This is a genomic window from Eubacterium sp. MSJ-33 (assembly GCF_022174665.1).
In the GTDB taxonomy this organism is placed as follows: Bacteria; Bacillota; Clostridia; order Lachnospirales; family Lachnospiraceae; genus Coprococcus_C.
In genome coordinates this window covers 1992796-2019298 of record NZ_CP076562.1, presented here as the reverse complement: position 1 = coordinate 2019298, position 26503 = coordinate 1992796, and the positions used below count along the sequence as shown (strand labels likewise).

Genomic DNA, 26503 nt, shown 5'->3' with positions numbered 1-26503 from the left:
TATCTATGAAAACATTGGGAGTTGGAATCGTATTGATGGTGGCACTGTTCTTCTGTCTGCCATACCATCTCTACATGAAACAATTATGGAAGAAAAATCCTGAGAAATCATGGGGAAAAGCACGCAGGTTTGTATCCGGCTTCTTCCGTCTGGAATTAAAGCTGTCTGGATGCAAGGTGAACGTCATCGGAAAAGAAAATATACCGCAGGATGGGCCGGTGTTATTCGTTGGCAACCACCGCAGTTATTTTGACATCCTGATCTATCATGAAGCAATCGGAAAGCCACTTGGCTTCCTTGCAAAAAAAGAAATGGAAAAGATTCCGCTTCTCCCACTTTATATGCGGGATATCGGATGTCTGTTCTTAGACAGGGACGATATCAAGCAAGGCTTATCCGTGATTAAGCAGGGAACCGAATACATGAAGCAGGGACATTCGATGGTCGTATTCCCGGAGGGAACAAGGAATCAAACTGACACACTCCTGCCATTCCGTGAGGGCGGATATAAGATGGCGGAGAAGTCAAAATCCCCGATTGTTCCGGTATCAATCTGTCGTTCCGATCTGATGCTTGAATCCGCACCGAAGAGACGGATTCGCAGCCACAACGTAACGATTGAATTCGGAAAACCAATCTATCCTTGCGAGCTCCCACCAAAGGAACGCAAGGAGCGATATGCTGAATTTCCACAGCTTATTCAGGATATGTACGATAAAAATAATATTTAGAGGAGGATTTAAACCATGCCTTGGTGGTTAATTATGATTATTGTCATCGTAGTGGCACTGATACTTTTATTCGTGCTCTACAAAGTAGGTGACAAGCTGCAAAAGAAGCAAAATACACAGAGAGAACAGATGGCGGAAGCTGCACAGCCGATGAATATGCTGATTATCGATAAAAAGATGCTGCCATTAAAAGATGCCAATTTGCCTAAAATGGTAATGGAACAGACACCAAAACGTTATCAGAAGGCAAAGCTTCCAATCGCCAAAGTTAAAGTAGGGCCACAGATTATGAACATGATCTGTGACGATGCTATCTTTGATGAACTTCCAACCAGGGGCGAAGTCAAAGCCATGGTCAGCGGAATCTATATCATCAGTGTAAAGAGCGTCCGTGGCAAGAAGGTGACTCAGGAAGAAGAGACTGGAAAAAAGAAGAAAAAGAAGAGCAACTGGCGTACACGTATGCGGAAACGTCAGGTTGAGATGCAGAAGCAGTTGAACACCGAGATGCTCGAGAAAGCAAAATCCAAGGGCAAAGACAAACCAGTTGAAAAGTCTAAGGAAGAGCTTCGTCGAGAGAAAGAAAGAGCGAAGAAGATCAGTGACAAGATGTAAGAAGCAACCGGCAAATTTAAAAGATATTATCGGTTCCTTTACACCTTTTCTGGTCGCTGTGTTGGCGCAATATGTGTTAAATTTTATTGACGTAGCGATTCTTTTTATCAAGAATATGCGTTCCGACGCCAAATCAAACAGCGACAATACGATCGGCAAGATTTTACAAATGGATTATAACCAGCCCATGAATCAGGCATATCTTGTACTTGCACAGCACATTGTATTTTTGATCTGCTTTGGAATCTGGTATTACCGTATATTTTATCGAGGAAGTAACATTTCCGAAGATAATACAAAAGGACGCATGAAAAATATTTTTTCATGCGTCTGTTCTATACGGACTCCATTTTTATTGCTTGCCGGTGTTGCAATCCAGATTATGGTGGACGGAATCCTGAGTTTAGTAAGTCCCCTGTTTCCGGACACCTTTGCAGCCTACTATGAGCTTGTCTCAAAGGCTGTCGGTGTAAACCTGGCGGTTCCGATGATTATTGCAACATTTATTATCGCCCCAATCGGCGAAGAATTGTTCTTCCGCGGTGTGATTATGGGGTATGCAAAGCGCTACATGCCAGGTGCTTCCGCAATCCTGTTTCAGGGTGTGCTGTTCGGGCTATATCATGGCAATATCGTACAGGGTATCTACGCATGCATCTTAGGATGTCTGCTTGGATTTGTAGCTTACAAAGCGGATACACTGCTTGCAAGCATGATCCTGCATTTCAGCATCAACTTAAGTGTACTATTCATTCCATCCGTATGGTTTGAGGACACGTTACGATGCAGTATCATTACGGCTGGCGCGCTGGTACTTACGGTGCTGTTCGTATGGTTGGCGATGAGAAAGATGAGAAAGAAGAAAGAAAAGAGAAATACAGAAAAATAAAAGAGCCGGATGGATTTACATGTTTGTTGTAATCCATCCGGTTTTCTATTCTTACTTAATCATCTGTATGGCATATCTAATCCGCCAAACTATGTACATGCACCTTCATCTTCCGCTCCATCGGCAGTTCATTTCCCATCTCCATCGTATATTGCAGTGCAAGGCGTAAGGAAAATTCCTCTGCCAAAACGGCTGCCGCATAATCAATACCCTCTGCCGTATGCAGGAAATGCTTCGTCTGCAAGGTCACCGGAATCGAACCATAGCCGGTTGCGTATTTTGTATGATGTGTTAAGCCATGCTCATATACGAAGTCCGAATTCAATTCGCCACTCCGCGTCACACGAAGGCGGTTGTCGGAAAACAACATCGTACAGCGTGTCTTGTGTCCATCCCCGGACACATCCTCCACATAGGTAAGCTTCATCCCCTGTTCGGTCATGCTTGCCAGCGCTGTCGCCTGCGAGCGCATCACTTCACCGGTCTCCACATCTATATTTTCAAACTCAATGACTGCTTTCATTATGGACGTTCCTTTGCCATCTCGATCAAAGTCTCTACCAGACTCTCAATCGAATATCCCTTATCCTTCCAGAGCATTGGATACATACTGATGGAAGTAAAGCCCGGTAATGTGTTGATCTCGTTAAATACGACCTCGTTCGTATCCTTCTCTAAGAAGAAGTCTACACGTGAAAGACCGAATCCATCCAGTGCATTGAAGATTGCAACCGCATCCTTCTGCACTTCTGCCTCTTTTCCGTCCGGAAGATCAGCACCGATTACAGTCTTAGACTCTGCATTGTTGTACTTGGCATCGAAATCATAAAATTCTGCTGCCGCAAGAATTTCTCCCACGCGTGATGCTTTTGTACCCTTACCATAGCCAAGAACGGCACACTCGATTTCACGACCGACGATCGTCTCCTCAACCAAAATCTTATAATCATGCTTTGCAGCTTCCTTCAAAGCGACAACCAATGCTGCACGGTCATCCGCCTTGGAAACGCCCTTGGAAGAACCTGCCTTGGAAGGCTTTACAAATACCGGATAAGAAAGCTTTGCTTCGACGCGGGCTGTCACCTCGTCCATATCCTCTAGTTGTTCTGCCAGCACCGGCACATAAACAGCCTGACGAATTCCAAGTGTATCAACCACCAATTTTGTATAAAACTTATCCATAGAAGCTGCAGAAGCAAACACGCCACATCCGACATAGGGGATGTCTGCCATCTCGAACAATCCCTGAATCGTTCCATCCTCACCATACATGCCATGCAATACAGGGAAGATCACATCGATTGGCTGTACCTTCATCATATCGTCCTGCGAAATAATAAGTCCACCCTTTGTATCAGGCGAAATAATTGCAGAAACAGGACTTTCCTTCCAGCTTCCGTCCTCAATGCTTGCGATATCTTCTACAAGCTTCCACTCACCGTCTTTTGTAATTCCGATCAGGAACATGTTGTATTTCTCAAGATCTACTGCTTTGACAATTGTAACAACTGACACGCAGGATACTTCATGCTCGGATGAGCGGCCGCCAAATATTACTGCTAGATTCTTTTTCATGGTTTTTGCCTTTCATAGGAAATAATTTATTTCCCATATTATAGCAACTTAGAATCTATCCTGCAACCATTCAAGAATCTTTAACTTTACTTTGACATCACCGGGCTTCGTGTCCCGCTTCACAAATAATTTCTCGTAGCTTTCCTCATCAAGTGCCTGTGCAAGCTTCTCTGTATCTGCCGAATCAACAACTGCACCCGCGTCCATCGTGTAACACATCATCGGATACAACATGCACCAGAAGTTCTCTCCCTTTGCCTCACCGATATCTATGCGAAGCGCCCGGTAGGTTCCTGCCGGAAGCACCAGCTCGCCATATTCCCGGATGGGAAACTCCTCTCTCGTAATATATGCCTTCACCTCATACGCATACCCGGCATCCTCCACAACTGTGCGCGCCGTATCGCGAATTGCGGACAGATTCTGTGCCAGATACAGGATTGCCTCGCTGTCATTTTCCGCCTTCTGCAGATCCTCCGCAAGCAAGGAAAGTACCGCATCACGCACAGCGTATTTTAACTCCAGATCTGCTTCGCTGTCACTATTTGCACGTACATGAAACCGCACGATCACATCCTCCGGGCTTTTCAATGCATCCTCATAGACATCTGCACCAATAACATTTTGGTCCACCGTTCCAATCAGATTGCTTTCGAATGCCGCTGCATCTCTATCTCCAAATACCTCCTGCAGCTCTGCATTAAGCGCCCCCTGATCTGCAACGGATAATTTCATATTCCCCTCACGGAACAGACTAACCACATCACGTACACTGCCCCCACTTGCTATATGCAGGGCACTTGTAAGAAAGATACCGCCACATACGCCGATCAAAATTCCAACCATGGCTCCTTTAAGAATCCTATAACCCATAACCAATTCCTCCATCGAAAGTTGATATCTGGTTACAAGTTTTCCCTTCCATACGCAGCCTTAATCATTTCCCGTAAAATATATTTCTTCTGCCCTGTTTCCATCACAACCGGTATCGACTTTGAGATTCCCGGTCGATGTCCGATCTCCAACAAAAGCGGGTGAATCTCCTGTCTCGTCATATCTGCAGCGATCTGCTTCATATGTCCAAAATCCAACTGCCGCTCCTCCTGCTCACGATACAGATCCGCTGCCTTCTCCAGACTTTCCGCCTGCACATGATACAGTTTCTGTCCAATACTGTTTTCCCCTTCGTACCCTGCAATATCCGCAATTACAAACGTAAACTCATATCCTTTCTTCCCTGTCTCGACCTGCATTTTCTGCACATAATCCCGGTGCTCGAGAGTCTCCTTCTTCTGCTCGGTGGCTGTAAAATCATTCTGGATAAATTGTCTGCCAAGCTTTTCATTCCCGATCAATACACTGCCGATTGCAGCTAACACGGTCAGGCATACAAATCCGATTCCCCATTTCACACGCATCTTTATTTTCACCCACATAACGATCAATGGAAACAAAATGCCGATTGCAAGATCCGCATACAGAAAATACCGCATGCCATATTTCACAACTGACTCAAACTGCATGCCATATGCAATCAGACAGGCAAACACGAACATCACGACAAATGTTATAACCCGTCCACTTCTATGCTTCACCTCACACAGCGAATATAAAAAGTCCCTCGTCTGATGCAGATACCCACTCACAACCGCAAATACACCGATGATCCAAAACGACATCACAAGATAATCAAGCCGCGCAACAGCTCCGCCGGGAAAAGAAGCCGCTTCCATCACATTGAACGATGCTGTCGTCTCACTTGCCATCCAGCCATATCCAAGAATCGCCACAATAAACAGATATGCAAATACAATCGTAAATACAATCCACAGCAAAAGCCGGATTGCGCCCATTTTATCCTTCTCTTTGACACATGGTCGACTATATAACTGCAGTTCAAGAGGCGACAGTGCAAGAAGGATCGCATAAGCACCCTTAAACACGCCGGACACCCGCGACTGCGACGTAATACCTGCCACGATTGCACCGATATCAATATTCGATACAGAGAATACGACTATGAGAATAAGCGGTACAACCATCCAGCCAAACAGCAATTCAAACATCCGTCCCCTGCCTTCCATTGTCTTGGACGCACCATACAATGTAATTCCAAGAAATGGCAGGAAAATCCACCATACCGAAAAACTGGATAACAGATACTTCTGCAGAATCATAGAGAAAAATACAGCGATCAACGTTGCGCGCATCAGATAACGAATCGCATACAACACATCCAAAATTCCAGATGTCCACCCCATATGATTACGAATCGCATTGATATATCCACATGGAACAAATTTCGCCAGATACAGCATCAATGCACCATAAAACACAACCAGCCCAAGTCCGGTCACAAGCGCTGCCACATGATATTTGCCCGCAAGCGACAACGTAATATAGGGAATCATCATCATACTGATCGTTACACATTCAAGATAACTCATACGAAACCACTGTCGTTTTGAGATCTTACCGTCTGTCAGATTCATGTTTCTCCCCCTCTCCTGTCAGCTGTTCACCACCATTCTCCTTAGTTCCAGCCACATCCTCCCGCAACCGCACTCTCGCATCTTCCCGTGCAAAGATCGGACGTTTCCGCATCCACGAGATGGGGGCTCGAAATACAAAATCCTGATTTGCATATGCCCGCTTTCCATTTCCGGCAACCACCGGATACATATACGGAATTCCGAAACTCATTAACCCGGACAGATGCACCACAATCACTAAAAGCGCCAAAATATACCCATACAATCCCCAGATTGCAGACGGAATGATCACGAAGAACTTGAGCAGACGAAATACCGATGCAAACTCCTCATTTGGAATTGCAAAACTCGCGATCGCAGTAAGAGCCACCACAATCACAACCATCGTACTCACAATTCCCGCCTCCACCGCAGACTGCCCAACGATCAGACCCCCGACGATACCGATCGTGTTGCCAAGCGGTCCCGGCAGACGTATCCCCGCTTCCCGCAGAAGCTCAAACAAAAACTCCATCAAAAGCATCTCGACTATCACCGGAAATGTCACCATGCTTCGTGCCGATGCGATCGCATATAAAAGCTTCGTCGGCAGGGTGTCACTGTGATACACCGTGATCGCGATGTACAATCCCGGCAGAGACACCGCCAGAAATGCAGCGATATACCGGATGATCCGCGCAAATGTTCCAACTGCCCAACGATTATAATAATCATCCGAGGTCTGCAGCAGCATATTCAGATTACAGGGTGCAAGGATCACCTCCGGTGAGTTATCAAATACGATTGCCACTCTGCCCTCCGTGATTCCTGCTGCCACTTTGTCCGGTCTGGTTGTCGACTGAAATGTCGGAAATGGAGAATACCAGTTTTCCATCAGATGCTGTGCCATTCCACTGTCATAGATTGCATCAATATCATAGCGATGCATATCCTCACGCACGCGCTTTACCAGATCTTCGGATGCTACATCTGCCAGATACACAAGCGCATAATCCGTCCGTGTGCGCTCCCCGATCGTATCTTGTTCCACACGCAGCTTTGCATCCTTCACCCGGCGACGAATCAACGCGGTACTCTGCCGGAATCCCTCATTGAAACTATCCTTTGGACCACGCATCCCCCCTTCCGTGTCATTTTCAGAGATTCCACGCAGGGGCAGTTTCTTCGACGAAACAATCATGGCTCTCGCGTAGCCATCGATTAAAATTGCGGTATCTCCCTTCAGAATCGACCCGACCATCTTATCAAACGATGTCTCTTCTACAATATCCGCTGTCTGCACCTCCTGATATAAGATGCTGTCCCAGACATCCCTTGCCGAGTTTCCCCGCCATTCGTAAGAAAGCGGCTTTAAGATTGTCTCCTCAATCATTTCATTCTTGGTCAATCCATCGATATAGATGACGTGCATATACACCATGCCCTCCGCCCGCTCCATCGCGAAAGACTTCTGTACCACATCACCACAGTTATCAAATAATATATTCAACACCTTTTTATTCTCAGCGAGACTACTCCGCAAAGGCACTTTGAGTTTATTTTTATCATCATACAGATCTTTCCAGTCCATAAAAAAACCTCCAAACTATACATAAGCTAGTATGTATGGTTTGAAGGTTTTTATTCTCGTTAATCTTCTTTCTGCAGATTTCGAATCACGATCTGCTCCTGATTGTAGATATGCTGCTTCATAATCTCCTGTGCAGTTTCCACATCGCCTGCCAAAATCGCCTCTGTAATCTGGTCATGCTCACGGATCAAATTCTCATGATAAGAAAAATCCTTCACATATTCAAACCGATATCGGTATACCTGCTCCCGCAGATTCATCGCAATCGTGATCAGCTTCTGATTTTTCGATGCACGGTATATCGTATTATGAAAGCGCTCATCGCCTTCTACAATTGCTTTCACATCCTTTGACTTCACCGCTTCGCGAAACGCCACGCATGCCTGCTTGATTTCCTGCTTCTCCTCCTCGTCGATACGCTCACACGCAAGCTTCACTGACAAAGAATCAATCGTCATACGCACCTCCAGCGCATCCTTTAAGTCCTTGACTGTGATTTTTGCAACCTCGGCACCTTTTCGTGGAACCATGACAACCAGCCCTTCCAGCTCCAGCATCCGAATTGCCTCACGCACCGGTGTCCGGCTGACACCCAGCTTATTGGCAAGAGAAACCTCCATCAGACGCTCACCCGGCTGCAGTTCTCCCTGTATAATCGCCTTACGCAATGTATGAAATACAACCTCCCGAAGTGGCAGATATTCATCAATATTCATATCTAATTTCATAACCGCTACCTCCTTGTAGTAATGTTCCGCAAAATAGCTTTTACCCCAAATCATATATTGTGCAGACAACAAAAAACAACTGTGTATACAATATACATTACTATGCACAGTTGTTTTTTTCAAGTAATTTTTTATTCACTTAACAAGGCTGCGTCACATAAACCTCCGAAAGCCCATATGCCGTGCGAATCTTCCCTGCTGCTGCCTCGGCGATTTCTCTTTCTGTATAAAGCCCAAACACCGTTGGTCCACTGCCGCTCATAATCGCATTTTCTGCCCCTGCATCCTTCATTGTCTGCTTAATCTCTTCGATCAATGGGTAGAATTTCGTTGTCACGGTCTCTAACACATTTTCCATGCGAGCCGCAACCCCTGCCAGATTTTTCTGTTTCAGCGCTTCCACCATCCCCGCAACATCCGGATGCCGCTCTAATTCGTTTGCATGCAGGTTCTCATAAACCATCTTCGTGCTGACTGATACGTTCGGTTTTGCCACAACGACATAACAATCCGGCAACATCGGAACCTCTGTCAATACCTCTCCGATTCCTTCCGAAAGCGCGGTCTTCGCCAGAATACAATATGGTACATCCGCTCCAAGTGTAACACCGAGCTTCATCAGATCTTCCGTCGACACATCTAATCCATACAGCTCACGCATCGCATGGAATGCTGCGGCACAATCCGTACTGCCTCCGGCCATCCCTGCTTCGACCGGAATCCGCTTCACGATATCCACATGAACTTTCCCTGTCAGATTATAGGTCTGCCCCATAAGTGCAACCGCCTTATAGACAAGATTTCTCTCATCGCATGGCACAAACTCCTTGTCACAGGAAATTGTGATCTCAAACGTCTCTGCCGCTTCTATTGTAAAAGTCAACGTATCATATAAACTCAGGTTCTGCATGATCATACAGACATCATGGTAGCCATCTTCCCGTCTGCGCAGAACATCAAGTGCCAGATTGACCTTTGCATATGCATTTCTCGTAAGTTTCTTCATGTTTCGCTTCCCCTTTATCTGTGTTAATAACTTATTATAACAAGGATTCTATGATTTCACAATCAATAACCGGTCGCCCTCAGATATGGCATCCGACTCCAGATTATTTAACTGTCGGATTGAATCAATCGACGCATAATATTCCTTTGCAATACTCCATATACTATCACCTTTTCGTACTACATACCCGACGATACCCGGCTGAGCCGCCTTTTTCGCCTCATCGATTGGCAGGATCTGCATATCCGTTATAACTGAGCTTTCCCCTTTGGCAAAAACTGATATATTCAGGTTTACCTGCGCCTTGATCTCGATTTCCTCACTGTTTAGCAATGCGGCATTCAACTGATCAATACATGGAGAGATTCGGACGGAATCCTCCTGTGCAAGCGGTACGGTATCCGCAGTATACGAAAATGGAATCTCCATCTCGACTGAACTCATCGGATCATCCCCTGTTGCAATATAAAGCACACAGCACTTGACAACGCCCGTGATCTCCGCTCCATTTTCCCCTACAGCCACATCGTCGATATCCACATCACCGTACACATGACAGATCTGCAACAGCTTCGCCTTATCTCCACCAATCTGCTTTCTGGCTGACACCTTCGCCTTTGCCGCATTTTTCAACAGAAGATTCTCATAATCAAGCACTTCATATTGCGGCACAAGCTCCGCATTTGGAGAATACACATCTGACAGCATCCGACAGTCACAATCCGCATACAGCTTGATATTCATATCAATATTATAATCACAGCCAAACATACGATCCTCTCCATCTCCATTTGGACGGATCGTAATCTCCCCCTTGCCTAACACATAATCAACAGAGATCACCATACCCTCCGCAGCCCCGGTACAAGGGATCTCACGGTATAGTGATCGTACAGAAAAGATTGACTGTACCGGCAGACGTTCCTCACTGCTCCTATATAGAATAAATATCTCAATCTCGCCCCGCACAAGCAGCTTCTCATCCCCGGCTTTTGTCTCCATATTCCGGAGAGCAACGCACTGCCATAAAATCTCTTGAATATTCGGTTTATTCTGCGGGATTTCTAACTCCTCCCGCACCTTCAACACATCCCTCTTTGCAAGCACGACCTGACTATATGTAATATCCCGGTACTGGCAATCGACACCCTCCCCCTGTTCGAGTCCCATTGCCGCATCGACACACATTTCCTCATAGACATTCACACGCGTTCCAATCAATCCTCGTACTTCAAGCTTACGGGAATTAATCATGCTCACCGTCAGATCTTCCAACTGACTGTGACAATCAACCTGACTCGAAGAAGACACCCCATCGCAGTTCACTACATCTTCAAACGGAATCTCACTCTGGAACTGACATAACCGCGGAATATCGCCCCCCGTCCGATACAGAACACGGATACAGACCGATCCTGTAATCCGAACCTTTCCGTCCTCCGGGATCATTGATTCAAGCAGAATATGCCCTTCCTTCGCAACGATTTTCTCCATATCCCCCTTGCTGTCCGGTATTGTAAAATCATCATCGACAGTAATCTGCGAATATTTGGATTGCGTCAGCACGCTTGTATGTATTTCCTTCTTCGAAAACTCCATAATTCCCTCCACAAAAATATAATCATACCCTCTGTTTATATGTATTCCGGCTCCCGTAATTTTATGATGCTTTCTCTCCAATATTTTTTACGGTTCATAATCACCGCGGCAATTTAACGCATCCATCAGGATACATTTAGTACCGGCAGGTTCAGACGCGGCAGACGGATTACAACATACGGATACATAGATGAATGACCGACAGATGCACCTGCACTGTCCGCATCTGTTTTCGTAGTCAGCTCTGACGGATTCTCCTGCAAGGCTTCCTGCGTCTTCAAATCTGTCTTAACATAGATTGCCCGATCAGTCTTATAAAGTTCTTCCACAACTACACATAGATTCTCCCTGTCATGCGCCCCATATCCAACCGCAATATACAAATTCTCCTTCGTCGTGTAACTGATTTCAAACGGACGCAGCTTCTTTTCTTCTATGATCAGCTTCAGATCATCAGGAAGCTCTGTCTCTGCACACACAGTAAATTCCAGATCCTTCCTTTCTCCTGCCTCCTGCTTTCGACATCCCGCCGATACACACGCAAGCGCAACTAACACCAAAATCATAATCTGCCCCCTGCTCATGATCAAAGTCGACTTTTCTTTCCTGAAGTTTTCCATGAAAGCCCTCATTTCTTCATCCAATTTCCATTTTCGTGAAAATAGATGATAAATCCTTTCATCTACGCAGGTTGCGCAAATGAAACTATTTTGCTAAAATATATGTGGTTTTTTCCGCCCTATGCGCAAAACCACAAATATGAATGTAAGAGGCGTAATCATGTCAAAAAAAATTAATCGTAATGACCCTTGTTGGTGCGGCAGTGGCAGAAAATACAAAGTCTGCCATGAAATGTTCGATGATAAGATCGCGAAGATCGCACATCAGGGACATATCGTTCCAACTCATAATCTGATAAAAAATGCAGAACAGATCGAGAAGATCAAAGAAAGTGCAAAAATCAATATCGCTGTACTTGATGAAATCCAGAAAACTATTCACGAAGGAATGTCCACCGCAGAAATCGATAAGATTGTCTACGATATGACAACCGATATGGGTGGTATTCCGGCACCTCTCAATTATGAAGGTTTCCCATACAGCGTATGTACTTCCGTCAACGATCAAGTTTGTCACGGTTTTCCATCGCCGGATGTTATCTTAAAATCCGGTGACATTATCAACGTAGACTGCTCTACGATATTAAACGGCTACTTCTCGGATTCATCCCGTATGTTCTGCATCGGGGATGTCAGCCCGGAGAAGAAGAATCTTGTCGATGTAACCAAAGAAGCAATGATGAAAGGACTTGAGCAGGTAAAGCCTTGGGGCTTCCTCGGTGATATGGGGCAGGCTGTACACGATCATGTTTATGCAAACGGCTATTCCGTTGTCCGCGAGATCGGTGGTCATGGTGTCGGCATCGAGTTCCACGAAGAGCCTTGGGTCAGCTACAACTCAAAAGCAGGTACTGAGATGCTTATGGCTCCCGGCTTCATGTTCACGATTGAACCGATGGTCAACATGGGCAAACCGGATATCTTCGTCGATGAGGCAAATGATTGGGAAGTATATACAGAAGACGGTCTTCCATCTGCACAGTGGGAGATTCAGGTTCTTGTCACCGAAGATGGTTATGAGATTATTTCTTACTAAATAATGAATAGCATCAAAAACGGTACTGAATTCAAATGTTCAGTACCGTTTTTTTGATTCTACCTTGTTTTACAAAAAAATACAGTGTAAAATATGTTATGGATATAATAAAAACGGGGAGAAATAAAGTTGAATTATAATATTGAATACAAAATTGCAGATCTCAGAAGTAGTTTGGGAAAAGAAAATAATTATCAATATTTCCCAGATTTTGAGTTTACCGACAACAATTTAGAACAACTCTTTGAAGAATATTCCAAAATCATAAATGAGAAAAACAGAGCCAAATTTGAATATCTGAGAGAAAGTATGCCTTCTCTGGATGAGATGAAGTGCATCGTAAACGATATATTAGAATTTTATGATAAGAATTTCAGAATATACACTTCAGATCAGGAACACACAATTACACTTCGATTCTTTGTTCATGTTAAGTTTATCGGCGAAGATGGAGATGCATGTGAAACATGTATCCGGATTGGCTGTAAGAATTTTGCGGAATGTGGAAATACCAATGCAAGTGTTAAGAAATTCCTCAATCAAATCCCTTATGAAAAAAACGAATACTTTAAAAACCGTTTACGGCTGACACTGGCACATGAACTTTACCACGCTTTACATATGAGACATTGCTCCACAATCCAAAAAACATTTGGCAGTAATCCCTACGAAACTATACTGGATGAAATATTTGCAGAATATTTTTCTTATGTTTATCTTGTTGATTTTCTAAAGAGAACAGACGGCGAAGACGGAATGTATTTCAATTGGAAGCGAAACAACGTCATCGACTGGTATAAGGATGCACGATATTTTGGTTTAGGGAGAAAATATCTTTTCGAAGAAACTTACTCAGAGACAGAGATTGAAGAAGATAAGCAGGAGTTTCAACGCCTGATGGCTGATAACAACACCTGCGACATAGTTTCAAGAGCGAATTATCCTGTTTCTGTAGCAGAATATGCAGCGGGATATATTTTGGTCTTTTATGCCAACAAATTTGAAGAAGGTAAGATAGGGAAACATATGCATTTATATTCCGACATGTATCAACAATATCTTACTGGAAATGCGAAGGATGCTTTATTAACACTAATAACTGTAAAAGATAAATACTATTAATAATTAACAATAAACGAGGAGGATAGCATGGCAAAGGATATTATCATAATTAGTACACAGGAATATGAGGATTTTAAGAATAACTACGGGATTAAGAACCTGAAGACTCTAAATTCTGATGGTGCAAAAGTTCCAATTTCCGAACTTGAAAAGAATGCTTTGGAATGTATTATAAAGGCAGGTATGTTTGTTCCAAAGGGAGATCAATATATTGTAAATGATAAACTACATGCAATGTATTTTGCAATTCACCATTTTATGGAAACCGGAAACCATCTGGATGCATTTGACTTATACTGTGTTTATTCAGGTGCGTTTCTGAATGATAAAGGTGACCAGCTTGAAAGTATGATGAATTTCGTTGCATCTTATGAAAATGGTGCTGCAAGACTGGTTCAAAGTCATAGAGATCATTATGTGCATTCTGTTTATGTATTCATCTTGGGTCTGGCGCTTTTTAATACCCAGACAGCATTCCGTGAAAGTTTTAACAAGAGTTATACTGCAAACTGTAAAAAAGAATATGAATGCTATTCAAAATTCGTTGATTTGTGGGGCTTAACTGCATTATTCCATGATATTGGTTACCAGTATGAGATTCCATTTAATCAAATTCGGGAAAATAATAAGTTTGATTATATTGATATAAGCCTTAAGGACGGTGATTCTTCTTTCAAGGGGAACCCGGCAGAAACCCGGTATGTATATCTGCAGTACAAGAATATGGACAAATACACCGAATTGACCAGTATGTTTCGTGTGTATGGACAGACATTAAAAAATAAGATGTTATATTCGGATGAGCACCTCAGCAAATGCTCAAAAGCCTTGGTAGATGATACCTTTTTACCAAAGGATATCGAAGATGTTCTTGCTTATCATATCCAAAGAAAGTTTATCTCCAGAGACTATCTTGACCGGGAAAAGATTGCTGCCAAATTGCGTCAGAAAAACACGCCAACCGAAATTGAACCTAACAAAGATAAGGGTGAAAACGCCTATCAGGTATTTATGGATCATGCTTACTATAGCGGAATTCGCCTGTTCAAGCAGATGATCTATATCTATGGATTAAAATTCTGTACAAATACCAGCCGTCTGACAGAAGTTATGGATGCACTTACTGCTATTACGATGCATAACAAATTCTTTGAATTTGAATTGAGCAACAGGGAACATATGCAAATGGATGAGCACCCACTTGCATATTTGCTCATTCTTTGTGATGAATTACAATGCTGGGATCGTACATCGTTTGGTAAATCTTCTCTGAAACAGTTCCATGCCCTTGATTGTGAGTTTGAATTCAAGGATGGTGGTATTAATGCAAATTACTGTTTTGATGAGAAGAATGATGCAATCTCGTTTAAAAACGGTAAAATTCAGACTATTAATGTGGCAGGTCCTTTGGAAAAATTCCTTATCAATAAAGACAAGAAGGATAAGAACGGAAAAAAGATTAAACGATATATTGATATGATTAACCCTGATGTAACAAAGGACTGGGATGAAAACGACTGCACAACCTGGCATGTAGCATCCGGTGATTATCCACCGGGAGATGACAGTAAATTCCTGTGGTCCATTAATGACATCGTAGATTGTACAGGTTCCCAGGGAAAAAGCATTTCCGTTTCTGTGAAAGCTTCTTTTAAGAAAGCCGGCAATAAGTATTGCAGAGAATATCTGACAACCATCAGTATGGAAGACGTGTATAAGCTTGCAGAGAAATCATACGAAAACTACTTCAAAGAAAATGAAAATATTTCGGCTTTTAATGACTCTTCAAGACTCATTCAAGATAAGCTTCATGATATAATGATGATTAAATACGTGGGTGAAATACTTAACGTGGTTCATTGTTTTGCATTAAAAGAACAAAAGGCTTTTAACCGAATTCTACAATGGGATGATTTTACAGATAAAGACAAGGAACAAATGATCGAAATTATGATTAAATATCAGCAAAGATTTATAGCTGAGAATCATATCATATATAGAAATGCAATTGATGATCTCGATGTAAAAGAATTCAGTAAATCATGGGTAGAAAATATCCTTAAAATTCTTCTTACCTATCCTGGAATTGAAGTTTATAGAATTTAATTGAAACAATTCAAACCCACCGGTTCTGATATGTACCCAGAATTCTGGACACATATTTATGAACTAGGTTGAACACATGGATGCTATCCTGTATTGTACAGGTGGCATCCATTTTGTTTTTGCCTGAATTCTTTTGTTATTATAATAATCTATATATTCTTCAATTGCTTGTGAGAATTCTTCAAAAGAAGAATAGTCTTTTTCATTTCCATAATACATCTCATTTTTTAATCTTCCAAAAAATGTCTCCATAATACAATTATCATAACAATTACCTTTTCGTGACATGGATTGTATAATGCCATGTTCCTGTAAGGCATTTCTAAAATAAGCATGTTGATACTGCCAGCCTTGGTCTGAATGAAATATCAATCCTTCAATTGAAGGAAATTTTTCAAATGCTTTATTGAGCATTCTCGTTATCTGTTCAAGATTAGGACTCTTGGACAAATCATATGAGATGATTTCATTTGTATTCATATCCAGCACTGGAGAGAGATAACACTTTCCCCATGAAAAATTGAACTGTGATACATCTGTAGTCCATTTTTGCAAAGGCGATGTTGTGCTGAAATCTCGATTTATTATGTTATCAGCAATCTTACCAACTTCACCCGTATAAGAATGATATTTCTCCTTTGGTCGTTTTCCGGCTAATCCTGATTCATGCATAAGACGCTGAACCCTCTTATGGTTCACCCGATATCCACGATTAATAAGTTCCTGATGAACTCGTCTTACGCCATATCTGCGCTTGTTTTCATCAAAAATACTTTTTATTTCTTCTAGTACTTCCTTATTGCGTTCAGCAACAACATCGTTTCTGCTAATCTCAAAATAGTAAGTAGATCTAGCCATATGCATTGCTTTAAGCAGATACTTTAATTGGTATCCTTTTTCTCTGAGGTCCTTGATGATTGCTGCTTTTTCGCCTTGAGTTGCGCAGCCCATTTTTCTTGCCTCAAGGCGATCCGTTTTTTTATTATTTCATTCTCCGCTTTGATATATTCGTTTTCCGATCTCAAGCGCATCAGTTCTTCTCGTTCTGATTCTGTTAAAGGTAATGGATTTGTTGACTTCTTCATTTTTAATTCCTTTGTTGAACGTCCTTTTTTACTTCCTACTAATCCATTATATCCTTGTGATTTATATTTGTATATCCATTGATAAAGTATTCCTGGGCTAATACCTGCTTCTGTGGCAACTTTCCTCTTTGGTATGCCTGCAATGACTTTTAAAACCAGTTCAAGTTTTTCTTCTGGTGTCCACACTTTATTGAACACCTTATGTTTTAAAACTTCTGGACCATGTAAATCAACCAATCCAGACCATTCTCGTATATGTCTTTTGAGAGTATCTGGATTCGTATCCTCTGGGATATCTGGATACAAACCCGAATGATACAATTCAACACACATCAGTTTAAACTCATAACTATAACGCATAAAAATACCCTCCTTACTGGTTGTCCAGTAAAGAGGGTACATATCATTCACCGGTGGGTTATTTTTAACTCTATAAAAAAAGTCAATTATCTATCAGAATGATTTATCAATAAATGGTAGTCCGCGATGGATATACGTGATATCTTCCGCTTCATCATACGTGAAAGCAATATTCACGTTTACCTTGTGGTCGTTCTGGTAGATATATTCCGGGACATTATCACTATAACCATAGATACACAAGGTGTCCTGCAATTCAATTTCGTTGCGTTTCTTTGCATGCATCATCTCCAAGAAATCCGCTGTCGCTTTCCGCATCTCATCTTCGGTCATCCGCCCTTTTTCCTGGCTGCACAGATAGAGATTGCTGTTGCCGGAAAGTCCAAGATCCGCATAGATTTGTTCCAACTGTTCCTTGCATCGGTAGATCTTCTCTGTCGACTGATTTTTTAATGCAATCTCTGTCATCAGATAATTTTCCTGCGTAGTCGTGCCATCCACATTTGTCTGTTCCATCGAGATCAACCGGAGTGTCGTATCTCCATTTTCACCTTTTTTTATGAATACTGTGGAAATATTTTCCCCCTCGGCATTCGTCTGCAGTCCATAACCGGAATCAATTCCAAGCGTCCTTCCTACCTGCAGCAGGATTTTCTCCCTTGCTGCCTCTGTCATTTTTTCGTCTCCATAATGCGCATACAATTTCACCTCTGCCGCAGTGACATTCTCTACGCCATTACTCATGACCTGCGTCACCATCTGACTTTCCCGGTCAATGCGCTTCGTAATAAAGATCTGCAACGCAACCGCTGCCCAGATAAGTACAACTACATATATATTCTTTTTCGTGCTCATAATCCTTCCCCTTTTTCAGATATTTCCACAACATGTCATCTGTGTCTGTTGCATATTCCAAATATTCCACAACAGAACATCTACATCTGTTTCGTATTAGAAGTCTTGCCATGTTTTACACATCTTATACATGTAATTTCCACTTTACTTTATCGCATTAACGCGTTATACTGCATATGACTGATGTTCCACGTACATCACATTTATCTATAGCATAAAACATTTACTGCATTTATTTACTCTACAGAAAATGCTTGCAAACAGGAGGTATATTATGACAATCGGAATTGTTGGACTTGGATTGATCGGTGGTTCATTTGCAAAAGCATACAGTGACAACGATGAACACAAGGTTCTTGCTTATAACCGCAGTAAAGAAGTAATTCAGGCTGCATATAACGATAAAGCCATCGACGGTGAATTAAACGAAGGAAATATCAAAGACTGCGATCTCATCCTGCTGTGCCTCTATCCACAGCTTTGTATTGACTATCTCACAAAGATGGCGCCTTACATTCAAAAAGACACAATGGTGATTGACTGCTGTGGAACGAAAGAGCTGATTTGCAAATCCTGCTACCCTATCGCCAGACAGTACGGATTTACCTTTATCGGTGGACACCCGATGGCCGGACGCCATTTTTCCGGCTATGCATACAGCACAAAGACGATGTATAACGGCGCTTCCATGGTGCTTGTACCAGAAGACCTGAACGATACAAAATCTCTTGAACGCGCAAAAAGATTGCTCTCACCGATTCATTTCGGCAAATTTACAATCTGCGATTACGACCGCCACGATGCAATGATTGCATTCACATCCCAGATGGCACATGTAGTATCAAACGCATATGTAAAAAGTCCGACAGCAAAAAATCACGATGGTTTCTCCGCCGGAAGCTACAAGGATCTGACACGTGTTGCCTGGTTAAATGAAACTATGTGGACGGAGCTTTTTTTAGAGAATAAAAAACATCTGATCAAAGAACTTGACTATTTTATCACCGCTTTACAGGAATATAAAACTGCGATGGAAAACGATGATGCAGAAACATTAAAAAAACTCCTCGCAGATGGTAAACACTGCAAGGAGCAAATTGACGGAATTACAGGGGAATAAGTTACTCCTGATAATTCGATACAAAACAACTGACGATGCCACACAGAAATCCCGCAACAAAAAGGTAGATACCTGCCTGAAGGCTTTTCCATACAGATGCGGCATCTATCATAGACACATTAGATGTGGATTGCGTAAAAGACTCCACCTTATCCATAATCCAGGCAGCTACATTTCCTGCATCCACAATCGCCAGAATTATCATACACAGAACAATCATACAGGGTATCGCCTTCAGTGGCGGTATCCTGACAAATGATAATACAAGCATTCCCACCGCTGCAATCAGAATTCCAATCGGAATACCTCTCCACATATCTGATATCAATCCTACATTTTCACAGATCTTCATAATACTGTATCGTATTTGTACACTTGAATGAAATGCCGAGAAATCAATCGCTGGTACAAACATACTGCAGGCCAGCAGTATGGCTGAGAGAATCCCCAGCACCATACTTGCTGTCACGATTTTAGTTTGCTGATATTGTTGATTCTGACTATCCATATTCCAAAATCCCCTATCCTTCTATTTTACGTTTTCGCGCAAGAAAATCTCCCACCGTTCCAATCGTATATACGACAAGTCCAATGATATACAATACAGGGCCAATACCTTTACCTGCACTGTAATTTGCAGATGTTCCCAATTGTTTTGCCAGGCGGACATTACTCTCCAACGCATGAAGCGATTGTACATATGCCTGATTTTTCATAACAATGATATATATGACAATCATGACAACAATCGGTACGAAACGCATAATCGGATTATCTGCAAATCTACGCAGACATTTAATATAATCCGAAGCAGAGAGAAGCAGCATCCATACGCCAACAAGAATTGCCACGATACCCAGCACTAAGATTATGGTTGCTCCCGTTGCCAATATGCTTCCATCCTCTTCCACCATAGAGCTCTTCATACCCAGTTCAAACAGGCTTGCTTTCCTTTTTATATCAAAATATTTCTCATAGATCCAATTCAAAAACGGTGCAAGATACAACATAATTGCTCCGGCAAATGCCAAAAGCAAATTCACATCTTGTCCCACCGACTGAAAATATCCAACAATATCAATTGCCTTCTCAGGATCTGCTGGTTTTCGATGATTTTTCTTCTCTGTCTGCGGCTGCGCTGCCTGTTTCGCAGCATTCTTTGCCGCAACCTTCGCCCGCTCTTTCGCTTTTATTTTCTCTTCTTTTTCAGCCCGCTTTATATCTTCTTTTGTGACCTTTAACACGATTGGTTCTTCTAATGGCGCACCACAAGCCTCACAATACATTGCTCCTTCCGGAATTTCTTTTCCACATTCCTTGCATACCATTTTCCATCACCCCTATCTTCTATCATCTCATATTCCTTGAGATTCCATATACAACGATGGCTGCCGAACCATACCGGCTCGACAGCCATACTTTGATACCTATGTATTATTTGTTTCCAATCTTGATGCCAAGCTTGTCTAACACTCTTGGAGCTGCCGCTGCAATTACTGCGATAAATCCAATGATTGGACCTACACCATGATTACAATGACCCTTAACACCATCACTCCACTCTTTTATCAGCTTAATAGAATCCTTCGCATCCTTCATATTTCCCTTCATGCCATTTGTAGCAGCGAGAATAACGAAAAGCAAAGCAACTGCAATGATAATAAGATCTACATAAGGAACAACCTTCATCTTTTCTTTGATATTTGCAAGTGCAGGAATATAATCTGCAATCTCCCATGCTATAAGAACAAGTCCCAGAAGGATGAACATAGCAGCAAAGAATCCATACACACCTACACCGCCATCACCTGCAAGCTTGAACATATTTGCTGTTTGCTTTTCAGTACTTCCATCATATTTAAGTTTGAATGAGAACCAATGGAATAACGGTGCGATCAAAAGCAGGAATGCACCTGCCAGACGAGCAATCATCATATAATCACCCTTCAGGTTATTAATAAATGCATTCATACCACCACTCTGTGGCTGATAATATCCGCCCATCGGCTGCTGATATCCCATCTGTGGCTGTACCGGCTGACCCATCGGCTGCTGGTATCCCATCTGTGGCTGTGCCGGCTGACCTATCGGCTGCTGGTATCCCATCTGTGGCTGTACCGGCTGACCCATCGGCTGCTGGTATCCCATCTGCGGCTGTACCGGCTGACCTATTGGCTGCTGGTATCCCATCTGTGGCTGTGCCGGCTGGCCTGTTGGCTACTGGTATCCCATCTGTGCATTTACTGACTGCTGTGGCTGTACATTATCGGCTGGCTTATCCGCCTGAATTGGAGCTCCACACATTGGACAGTTTGTCTGTCCATCCGGAACAATTGCTCCGCAAATCGTACAATTCATAAATCTTCCCTCCTACATAACCCTCTTATTTTTAAAAGAAGTGATAAAAAAATAATAGCATAAACCCCTTGTTCATTCAAGGAATTTATGCTAGTTTATGACGAATTTATTACATATTTTACATATTCTTCTTAATCAATCAAAGATCATATTGAAGAACCTTACAATTCCCAAGATTAAACTTAAAGAAATCCTCATTATCCAGACTTTCAAAATACGAATTGATTACACGGCACACACCGCCATGGCTGATCACCATAACTTTTTTATCTGCATAACGCTGTTTGATATCATCTAAGAAGTTGTATACTCTCTGCACAACCTTGAGCAGAGATTCTCCCTCCGGATACTGATATCCAAACTGTACCCACTGCTCCATAAAGCCGGGGGTTCCCTCATATGTGCCATCAATAATTCCATAATCGCGCTCCGCCAGGCGCTCATCCACTTCCACCGGTACCCCGATTGCGTCACCGACAATATCGGCGGTCTCCTTTGCACGCACAAGCGGTGATGAGATAATCAAATCAACATCCATATCCTGCACCTGCTGTGCCAGCGCATGCGCCTGCGAAACACCCTTTTCCGTCAATCTCACGTTTGCTCTGCCACAAATACGAACCTCTATATTATATTGCGTCTGCCCATGTCTTGTTACATATAATTTCATAGATACCTCTTTGGAACAACTATTTCTATCTTCAATCTTCGTTATGATACCATAGCAAATATTATTTTTCAACAAAGGAGGACTTCAAAACAACTTTCTTAACATAAGTAAGAATTTTCTCTATTTAATTTCTTTATTAACGAAATATGCAGTTAAAACATCCATAAAATAATGTTTTTCCGCAGAAAATGGCCAGACCATCCCTCTTCGGTGTCGAATTTTGAGCATACCCTCGCGCTGCGCCTTCAAAATCTCTTCTATAAACTCGCGGCTTCCTGCCACCTCACAGGATATACCATCCATCTCCATCGGAATCTCCTGTACCCCTGCCTGTGTCACCAGCAGACGTTCCCATTCCTCTGTCCATATTTGTGCATACTCCTGTAACCTGCCATGTGCCTCTGGCTTCGCTGCACACATTTCATTCGCCGTAAAAAAAGCACATCGTGTCATGAATTCCACGACTCCATACAATCTTTTTTCCGCCTGCACATTCATATCCTGCATAGCAGCAACAGTCTGTGGCAAAGACTTCAGATCTTTTCCATGTCCTTGCACAAGTCCCACAAACCGAGCATTCAACTGACTGGCAATCCCACACACGATACTGAAATCAAAGGCATTCTCATATGATGCCGGCATCATTTCCTGTTTCAGCACGGAATCCATCAACTGTCGCAGGTATTCCGATAGATGCAGATCATCCGCATCTTTAAGCAAAGCATCAAAGAAACGCTCTTCTTCCTCATAGATTTCCCAAAAACCAATATCTACGCACTGACATTGCCCTTCAGTAAATCCAAACCGCTTTGCAGCCTTTTGCATCGCATCAACATCCCGGTCAATCAGGACAAAATCCACATAAGGAGCAAGTGCCAAAAGATCGAGATCATTACAGCCACCCGCACCCCAGACAGCAACTATAGGCTTTTTACCCGAAGGTATTCCTTCCTTTACTTCCTTTAACCGAAATGTATGATCTCGAAGCAATCCTTCCTGCGACAGATATTCCCTCCGGAAAAAACTTTCGATTCCATCTCTGATATATTCGGTTAGCGCCTGTCGATACTCCGACCATTGATCCCGCATAGAATCAGAATTTTCAGTTTTAATCATTGTTTCATAAATCATCGTGCTTTCCGTTTTCCCATACTTTTGCCGATTCTGCATGATTATCTGCATTTCATCGAATTTTTTTCACAAAAACAAAAAAAACACCGACTCCGCAGCTTCTTCTGCAAAACCGATGCTTTTACGAGTGGGCCGCCGGGGGCTCGAACCCCGCACACCCTGATTAAGAGTCAGGTGCTCTACCAAATGAGCTAGCGGCCCGTAGTGAATGTTCACTTACCATGTGTTGTTCATCAGAACAATAAGGATTATATAACATTAATTTACAAAATGCAAGCTTTTTTTCACATTTTTTTCAAATTTTTTCGAAAGTACAAGCAAAGCCTTTATTTCCTTAACTTTTTGCATGCACTGATCTTTTCCATCCGGTTTAAAATACAACAAACCATCTGAATATTTCGTCCCAGGTTCACTAATTTCCGATTCAGACAAGGATTACAGTACACTGCATTTGTAAGCTTAAAGCCACATTTTTTTCTTCCCATAAGAGACTCCGGCAAGTATCTTACTACCATAGTATGCACCGGAATCTCTTTTTTTACACATCTTTGCAACTACTTTTTTGGTGGTTTTATAACCATACGGCAGATTGGATTACCCATTGCTGAGAACTTCTCCTCATATTCCGTCATAACATTGCCCTCTGCATATTCGCTATGATGCAGATCAAATGTATAATTCACCATCTCCCAACCGGCAAGCTCCACCTGCTCCAGAGAAAAATCAAACAACGGGCGGTTATCTGTCTTAAATGTCAATCCTCCGTCTTCTGACAGGAAATTCACATAACGGTTCAAAAACTGTACGGATGTCAGGCGTCTTCTTGCATGGCGGTCCTTCGGCCATGGATCAGAAAAATTCAGATAGATATAATCCACCTCACCTTTTTCAAATACATTTTCAATCGACTCAGCATCCATGCGGATAAACACCAGATTCGGAAGCTGTTCTTCCGTCTGCTTCTCAATCGCACGCACTAACACACTGGAATATTTCTCGATTCCAATATAGTTGATCTCCGGGTGCAGCTTCGCCATATCTATAATGAATCTACCTTTTCCCATCCCCACTTCAATATGAATGGGATTTTTATTTCCGAAAAATTCATGCCATTTTCCCTTCATTGTCTCTTCTTCATGCACGACAAAATCATTTGTGGCAATCATTTCTCTTGAGCCTTTTACATTTCGTAATCTCATCTTTTTTACCTCATACATTTATAATGTTCTATATTAGCATTTATTTTGTAATTTCACAAGATTGTTGCATTTTATCCCTTGTTTTTTTCCCAATTTTATAAGATAATTGAGAGGATAATGTCAATCTATCATGAAGAGGAATTATGGCCATGATAAAATCAATTAAAAAAATTATTTCTTATATTATAATGTGTACGTTGCTTTTTGGAATTTATGTTCCCTGTGAGGTAACACAAGCTGCAACATCAACCGCAACCGCCACGGACGCTGCTGATGAAAACGGCTTTCCGCAGATTACATCCACTTCTGCCATAGTGATTGATGCACAGTCCGGGCAGATTGTATACGAGAAGAATGCTCATGCCCGTCAGTATCCGGCGAGTATCACGAAAATTCTGACCGCATATCTTGCGATTGAAAACGGTGATTTAAATTCAACAATCACTATGAGCAACGATGCGGTCTGGGGAATCGACCGACAGAGTTCTCATATTGCTCTGGATGTTGGGGAACAAATCAGCATGTCCGATGCCTTGTATGCAGTGATGCTTGTCTCCGCAAATGAGGCTGCCTGGGCAATCGCCGAACAGGTTTCCGGTTCTCTGGCAAACTTCGTGCAATTAATGAATGATACTGCTCAAAGCCTTGGATGCACGGATACACATTTTACAAATGCCAACGGATTACATGACCCGGAACATTACACAACTGCATATGATATGGCTCTCATCACAAAACAGGCACTTACGAATGAGACATTCCGGTCCTATGCAGCCGAAACCTATCACGAGATTCCACCCACAAACAAAAACTCCGAGACACGATATCTGACACAGGGAAACCGGATGATGCTGAGCAGTTCTGAATACTACTACTCCGCATGCCAGGGTGGTAAAACCGGATATACGGACGATGCAGGCGGTACGCTTGTTGTCTGGGCTGAAAAAAATGATATGCAGCTTATCTGTGTCACAATGGGTGCTCCGGATAATGTTGCGAATTATAAAGACAGCATTGCACTGTTTGATTACACATTTAACAACTATTCTTCAACAACATTGTTATCCGACTATGAATTTGATGCGGAGCAGGCAACTTCTGCACAGACATTTTTAAATGATTACTATGGCTGTGAAAATCTTGGCACGATGCATTTGTCGATTGACAACAACCAGCCGTTCCTTCTTGCAGACAACGCGGATACAGAAAAACTGGAAATGATTTTTACACCTTCATCTGATCGACTGGAAGAAGGATATATCGGAACCTTAAAAGTATCCTATGACGGCAGCGAATGTCTTACGCTTCCCGTCAGTTATTCCGGCTATGTGAACTCCAACGATGACGTAGCTGTCTCAGAAGCATATGAAAATGGAACGATTCGTCCCGCACTGCTGAAAGAAAAAAAGAGCTATCTGAAATTTGTCATTGCAGGTATCGTTGTCATAGGTGTCGTTATTCTCTTCATCTATGCAAACGTATATGACAAACGCAGACAAAATAAGAGAAATACACATAACCGCAGACGATAACCATGGAACCGCATCCAGGAAAAGAGGTACTTCAATTATGGAAGAATCAAAAGAAAATTTTAAAAAAATTAAATCAGCTAATCAAATGATGCTGGATTACTTTA

At 42.4% G+C, this 26503-nt stretch carries 27 protein-coding genes and 1 tRNA gene; 8 read left to right on the top strand and 20 right to left on the bottom strand.

Translation table 11 applies throughout. From position 1 onward, the window contains the following. The first annotated feature begins 5 nt into the window (after positions 1-5). Genes KP625_RS09495 through KP625_RS09485 form a run of 3 tightly spaced genes read left to right on the top strand, consistent with a single transcriptional unit; the run spans position 6 to position 2235 of the window. Positions 6-731 carry a lysophospholipid acyltransferase family protein gene (locus KP625_RS09495; RefSeq protein ID WP_238297517.1) on the top strand — a complete coding sequence of 242 codons (726 nt, stop codon included), beginning with the start codon at positions 6-8 and terminating at the stop codon, positions 729-731. Positions 732-746: 15 nt separating this feature from the next. Then, complete coding sequence (locus tag KP625_RS09490) at positions 747-1346, top strand: hypothetical protein (protein WP_238297516.1); 600 nt, start codon at positions 747-749, stop codon at positions 1344-1346. Then, complete coding sequence (locus KP625_RS09485; protein ID WP_238297515.1) at positions 1333-2235, top strand: CPBP family intramembrane glutamic endopeptidase; 903 nt, start codon at positions 1333-1335, stop codon at positions 2233-2235. The genes KP625_RS09490 and KP625_RS09485 overlap by 14 nt, the downstream gene beginning before the upstream one ends. A 76-nt stretch (positions 2236-2311) precedes the next feature. Here the strand turns inward: KP625_RS09485 and KP625_RS09480 are convergent, their stop codons facing one another. The 9 genes from KP625_RS09480 to KP625_RS09440 all read right to left on the bottom strand — a co-directional run bounded on the left by KP625_RS09480 (position 2312) and on the right by KP625_RS09440 (position 11825). Further along, complete coding sequence (locus KP625_RS09480; protein WP_177970239.1) at positions 2312-2758, bottom strand: DUF1934 domain-containing protein; 447 nt, start codon at positions 2756-2758, stop codon at positions 2312-2314. Next, positions 2758-3810, bottom strand: coding sequence for a D-alanine--D-alanine ligase family protein (locus KP625_RS09475; RefSeq protein ID WP_238297514.1), 1053 nt, complete (start codon positions 3808-3810; stop codon positions 2758-2760). The genes KP625_RS09480 and KP625_RS09475 overlap by 1 nt, the downstream gene beginning before the upstream one ends. A gap of 48 nt (positions 3811-3858) precedes the next feature. Next, positions 3859-4683, bottom strand: a complete 825-nt coding sequence (locus tag KP625_RS09470) for a stage II sporulation protein R (RefSeq protein WP_238297512.1) — start codon at positions 4681-4683, stop codon at positions 3859-3861. Positions 4684-4715: 32 nt separating this feature from the next. Further along, positions 4716-6302, bottom strand: a complete 1587-nt coding sequence (locus KP625_RS09465) for a GerAB/ArcD/ProY family transporter (RefSeq protein ID WP_238297511.1) — start codon at positions 6300-6302, stop codon at positions 4716-4718. Continuing rightward, positions 6283-7872 (bottom strand): spore germination protein, encoded by a 1590-nt coding sequence (locus KP625_RS09460; protein WP_238297509.1) that lies wholly within the window; start codon positions 7870-7872, stop codon positions 6283-6285. Before KP625_RS09460 ends, KP625_RS09465 begins: the two co-directional genes overlap by 20 nt. Before the next feature lie 59 nt (positions 7873-7931). Then, complete coding sequence (locus tag KP625_RS09455) at positions 7932-8600, bottom strand: GntR family transcriptional regulator (RefSeq protein WP_238297508.1); 669 nt, start codon at positions 8598-8600, stop codon at positions 7932-7934. Between the two features lie 139 nt (positions 8601-8739). Then, positions 8740-9606: a 4-(cytidine 5'-diphospho)-2-C-methyl-D-erythritol kinase gene (gene ispE / locus KP625_RS09450; protein WP_238297506.1), complete on the bottom strand. Its 867-nt coding sequence runs from the start codon at positions 9604-9606 to the stop codon at positions 8740-8742. 48 nt (positions 9607-9654) lie between these two features. Next, positions 9655-11205: a DUF3794 and LysM peptidoglycan-binding domain-containing protein gene (locus tag KP625_RS09445; protein ID WP_238297504.1), complete on the bottom strand. Its 1551-nt coding sequence runs from the start codon at positions 11203-11205 to the stop codon at positions 9655-9657. Between the two features lie 125 nt (positions 11206-11330). Further along, entirely contained in the window at positions 11331-11825 is a 495-nt protein-coding gene (locus tag KP625_RS09440) for a protease complex subunit PrcB family protein (RefSeq protein WP_238297503.1), read from the bottom strand. 160 nt (positions 11826-11985) lie between these two features. Between KP625_RS09440 and KP625_RS09435 the strand changes: the two genes are divergently transcribed. From KP625_RS09435 to KP625_RS09425, 3 genes are all read left to right on the top strand, one after another. After that, positions 11986-12861, top strand: coding sequence for a methionyl aminopeptidase (locus KP625_RS09435; protein WP_238297501.1), 876 nt, complete (start codon positions 11986-11988; stop codon positions 12859-12861). Between the two features lie 129 nt (positions 12862-12990). Next, positions 12991-13983, top strand: a complete 993-nt coding sequence (locus KP625_RS09430; RefSeq protein WP_238297500.1) for an ImmA/IrrE family metallo-endopeptidase — start codon at positions 12991-12993, stop codon at positions 13981-13983. Between the two features lie 27 nt (positions 13984-14010). Then, positions 14011-16089 (top strand): hypothetical protein, encoded by a 2079-nt coding sequence (locus KP625_RS09425; protein ID WP_238297498.1) that lies wholly within the window; start codon positions 14011-14013, stop codon positions 16087-16089. Between the two features lie 63 nt (positions 16090-16152). Here the strand turns inward: KP625_RS09425 and KP625_RS09420 are convergent, their stop codons facing one another. From KP625_RS09420 to KP625_RS09410, 3 genes are all read right to left on the bottom strand, one after another. Continuing rightward, entirely contained in the window at positions 16153-17040 is an 888-nt protein-coding gene (locus KP625_RS09420) for an IS3 family transposase (RefSeq protein WP_238297496.1), read from the bottom strand. Continuing rightward, the gene (locus KP625_RS09415; protein WP_238297493.1) at positions 16971-17534 is read right to left on the bottom strand and encodes a helix-turn-helix domain-containing protein; all 564 of its coding nucleotides are present in this window, start codon (positions 17532-17534) and stop codon (positions 16971-16973) included. The genes KP625_RS09420 and KP625_RS09415 overlap by 70 nt, the downstream gene beginning before the upstream one ends. Before the next feature lie 93 nt (positions 17535-17627). Then, on the bottom strand, positions 17628-18389 hold the full coding sequence (locus KP625_RS09410; RefSeq protein WP_238297491.1) for a YwmB family TATA-box binding protein: 762 nt from the start codon (positions 18387-18389) through the stop codon (positions 17628-17630). Between the two features lie 274 nt (positions 18390-18663). Between KP625_RS09410 and KP625_RS09405 the strand changes: the two genes are divergently transcribed. After that, positions 18664-19509 carry a prephenate dehydrogenase gene (locus tag KP625_RS09405; protein ID WP_177971218.1) on the top strand — a complete coding sequence of 282 codons (846 nt, stop codon included), beginning with the start codon at positions 18664-18666 and terminating at the stop codon, positions 19507-19509. A gap of 1 nt (position 19510) precedes the next feature. Here the strand turns inward: KP625_RS09405 and KP625_RS09400 are convergent, their stop codons facing one another. From KP625_RS09400 to trmB, 8 genes are all read right to left on the bottom strand, one after another. Beyond that, positions 19511-20017, bottom strand: a complete 507-nt coding sequence (locus KP625_RS09400) for a hypothetical protein (RefSeq protein ID WP_177971216.1) — start codon at positions 20015-20017, stop codon at positions 19511-19513. Between the two features lie 13 nt (positions 20018-20030). Further along, complete coding sequence (locus KP625_RS09395) at positions 20031-20837, bottom strand: zinc ribbon domain-containing protein (RefSeq protein ID WP_238297490.1); 807 nt, start codon at positions 20835-20837, stop codon at positions 20031-20033. Between the two features lie 106 nt (positions 20838-20943). Further along, positions 20944-21699, bottom strand: a complete 756-nt coding sequence (locus KP625_RS13620; RefSeq protein WP_305000010.1) for a hypothetical protein — start codon at positions 21697-21699, stop codon at positions 20944-20946. 27 nt (positions 21700-21726) lie between these two features. Continuing rightward, positions 21727-21867 carry a zinc-ribbon domain-containing protein gene (locus tag KP625_RS13615; RefSeq protein WP_305000009.1) on the bottom strand — a complete coding sequence of 47 codons (141 nt, stop codon included), beginning with the start codon at positions 21865-21867 and terminating at the stop codon, positions 21727-21729. A 139-nt stretch (positions 21868-22006) separates the two neighbouring features. After that, positions 22007-22537, bottom strand: a complete 531-nt coding sequence (locus KP625_RS09385) for a histidine phosphatase family protein (RefSeq protein ID WP_238297489.1) — start codon at positions 22535-22537, stop codon at positions 22007-22009. A 120-nt stretch (positions 22538-22657) separates the two neighbouring features. Next, a complete protein-coding gene (locus tag KP625_RS09380; RefSeq protein ID WP_238297488.1) occupies positions 22658-23707 on the bottom strand; it encodes a hypothetical protein in 1050 nt (349 codons plus the stop codon). Positions 23708-23796: 89 nt separating this feature from the next. Next, a tRNA-Lys gene (locus KP625_RS09375) sits at positions 23797-23869 on the bottom strand. 353 nt (positions 23870-24222) lie between these two features. Beyond that, on the bottom strand, positions 24223-24867 hold the full coding sequence (gene trmB / locus KP625_RS09370; RefSeq protein WP_238297487.1) for a tRNA (guanosine(46)-N7)-methyltransferase TrmB: 645 nt from the start codon (positions 24865-24867) through the stop codon (positions 24223-24225). Positions 24868-25016: 149 nt separating this feature from the next. Here trmB and KP625_RS09365 point away from each other — a divergent pair, with 149 nt between their 5' ends. After that, a complete protein-coding gene (locus KP625_RS09365; RefSeq protein WP_238297486.1) occupies positions 25017-26399 on the top strand; it encodes a D-alanyl-D-alanine carboxypeptidase family protein in 1383 nt (460 codons plus the stop codon). Positions 26400-26503 lie beyond the last annotated feature (104 nt).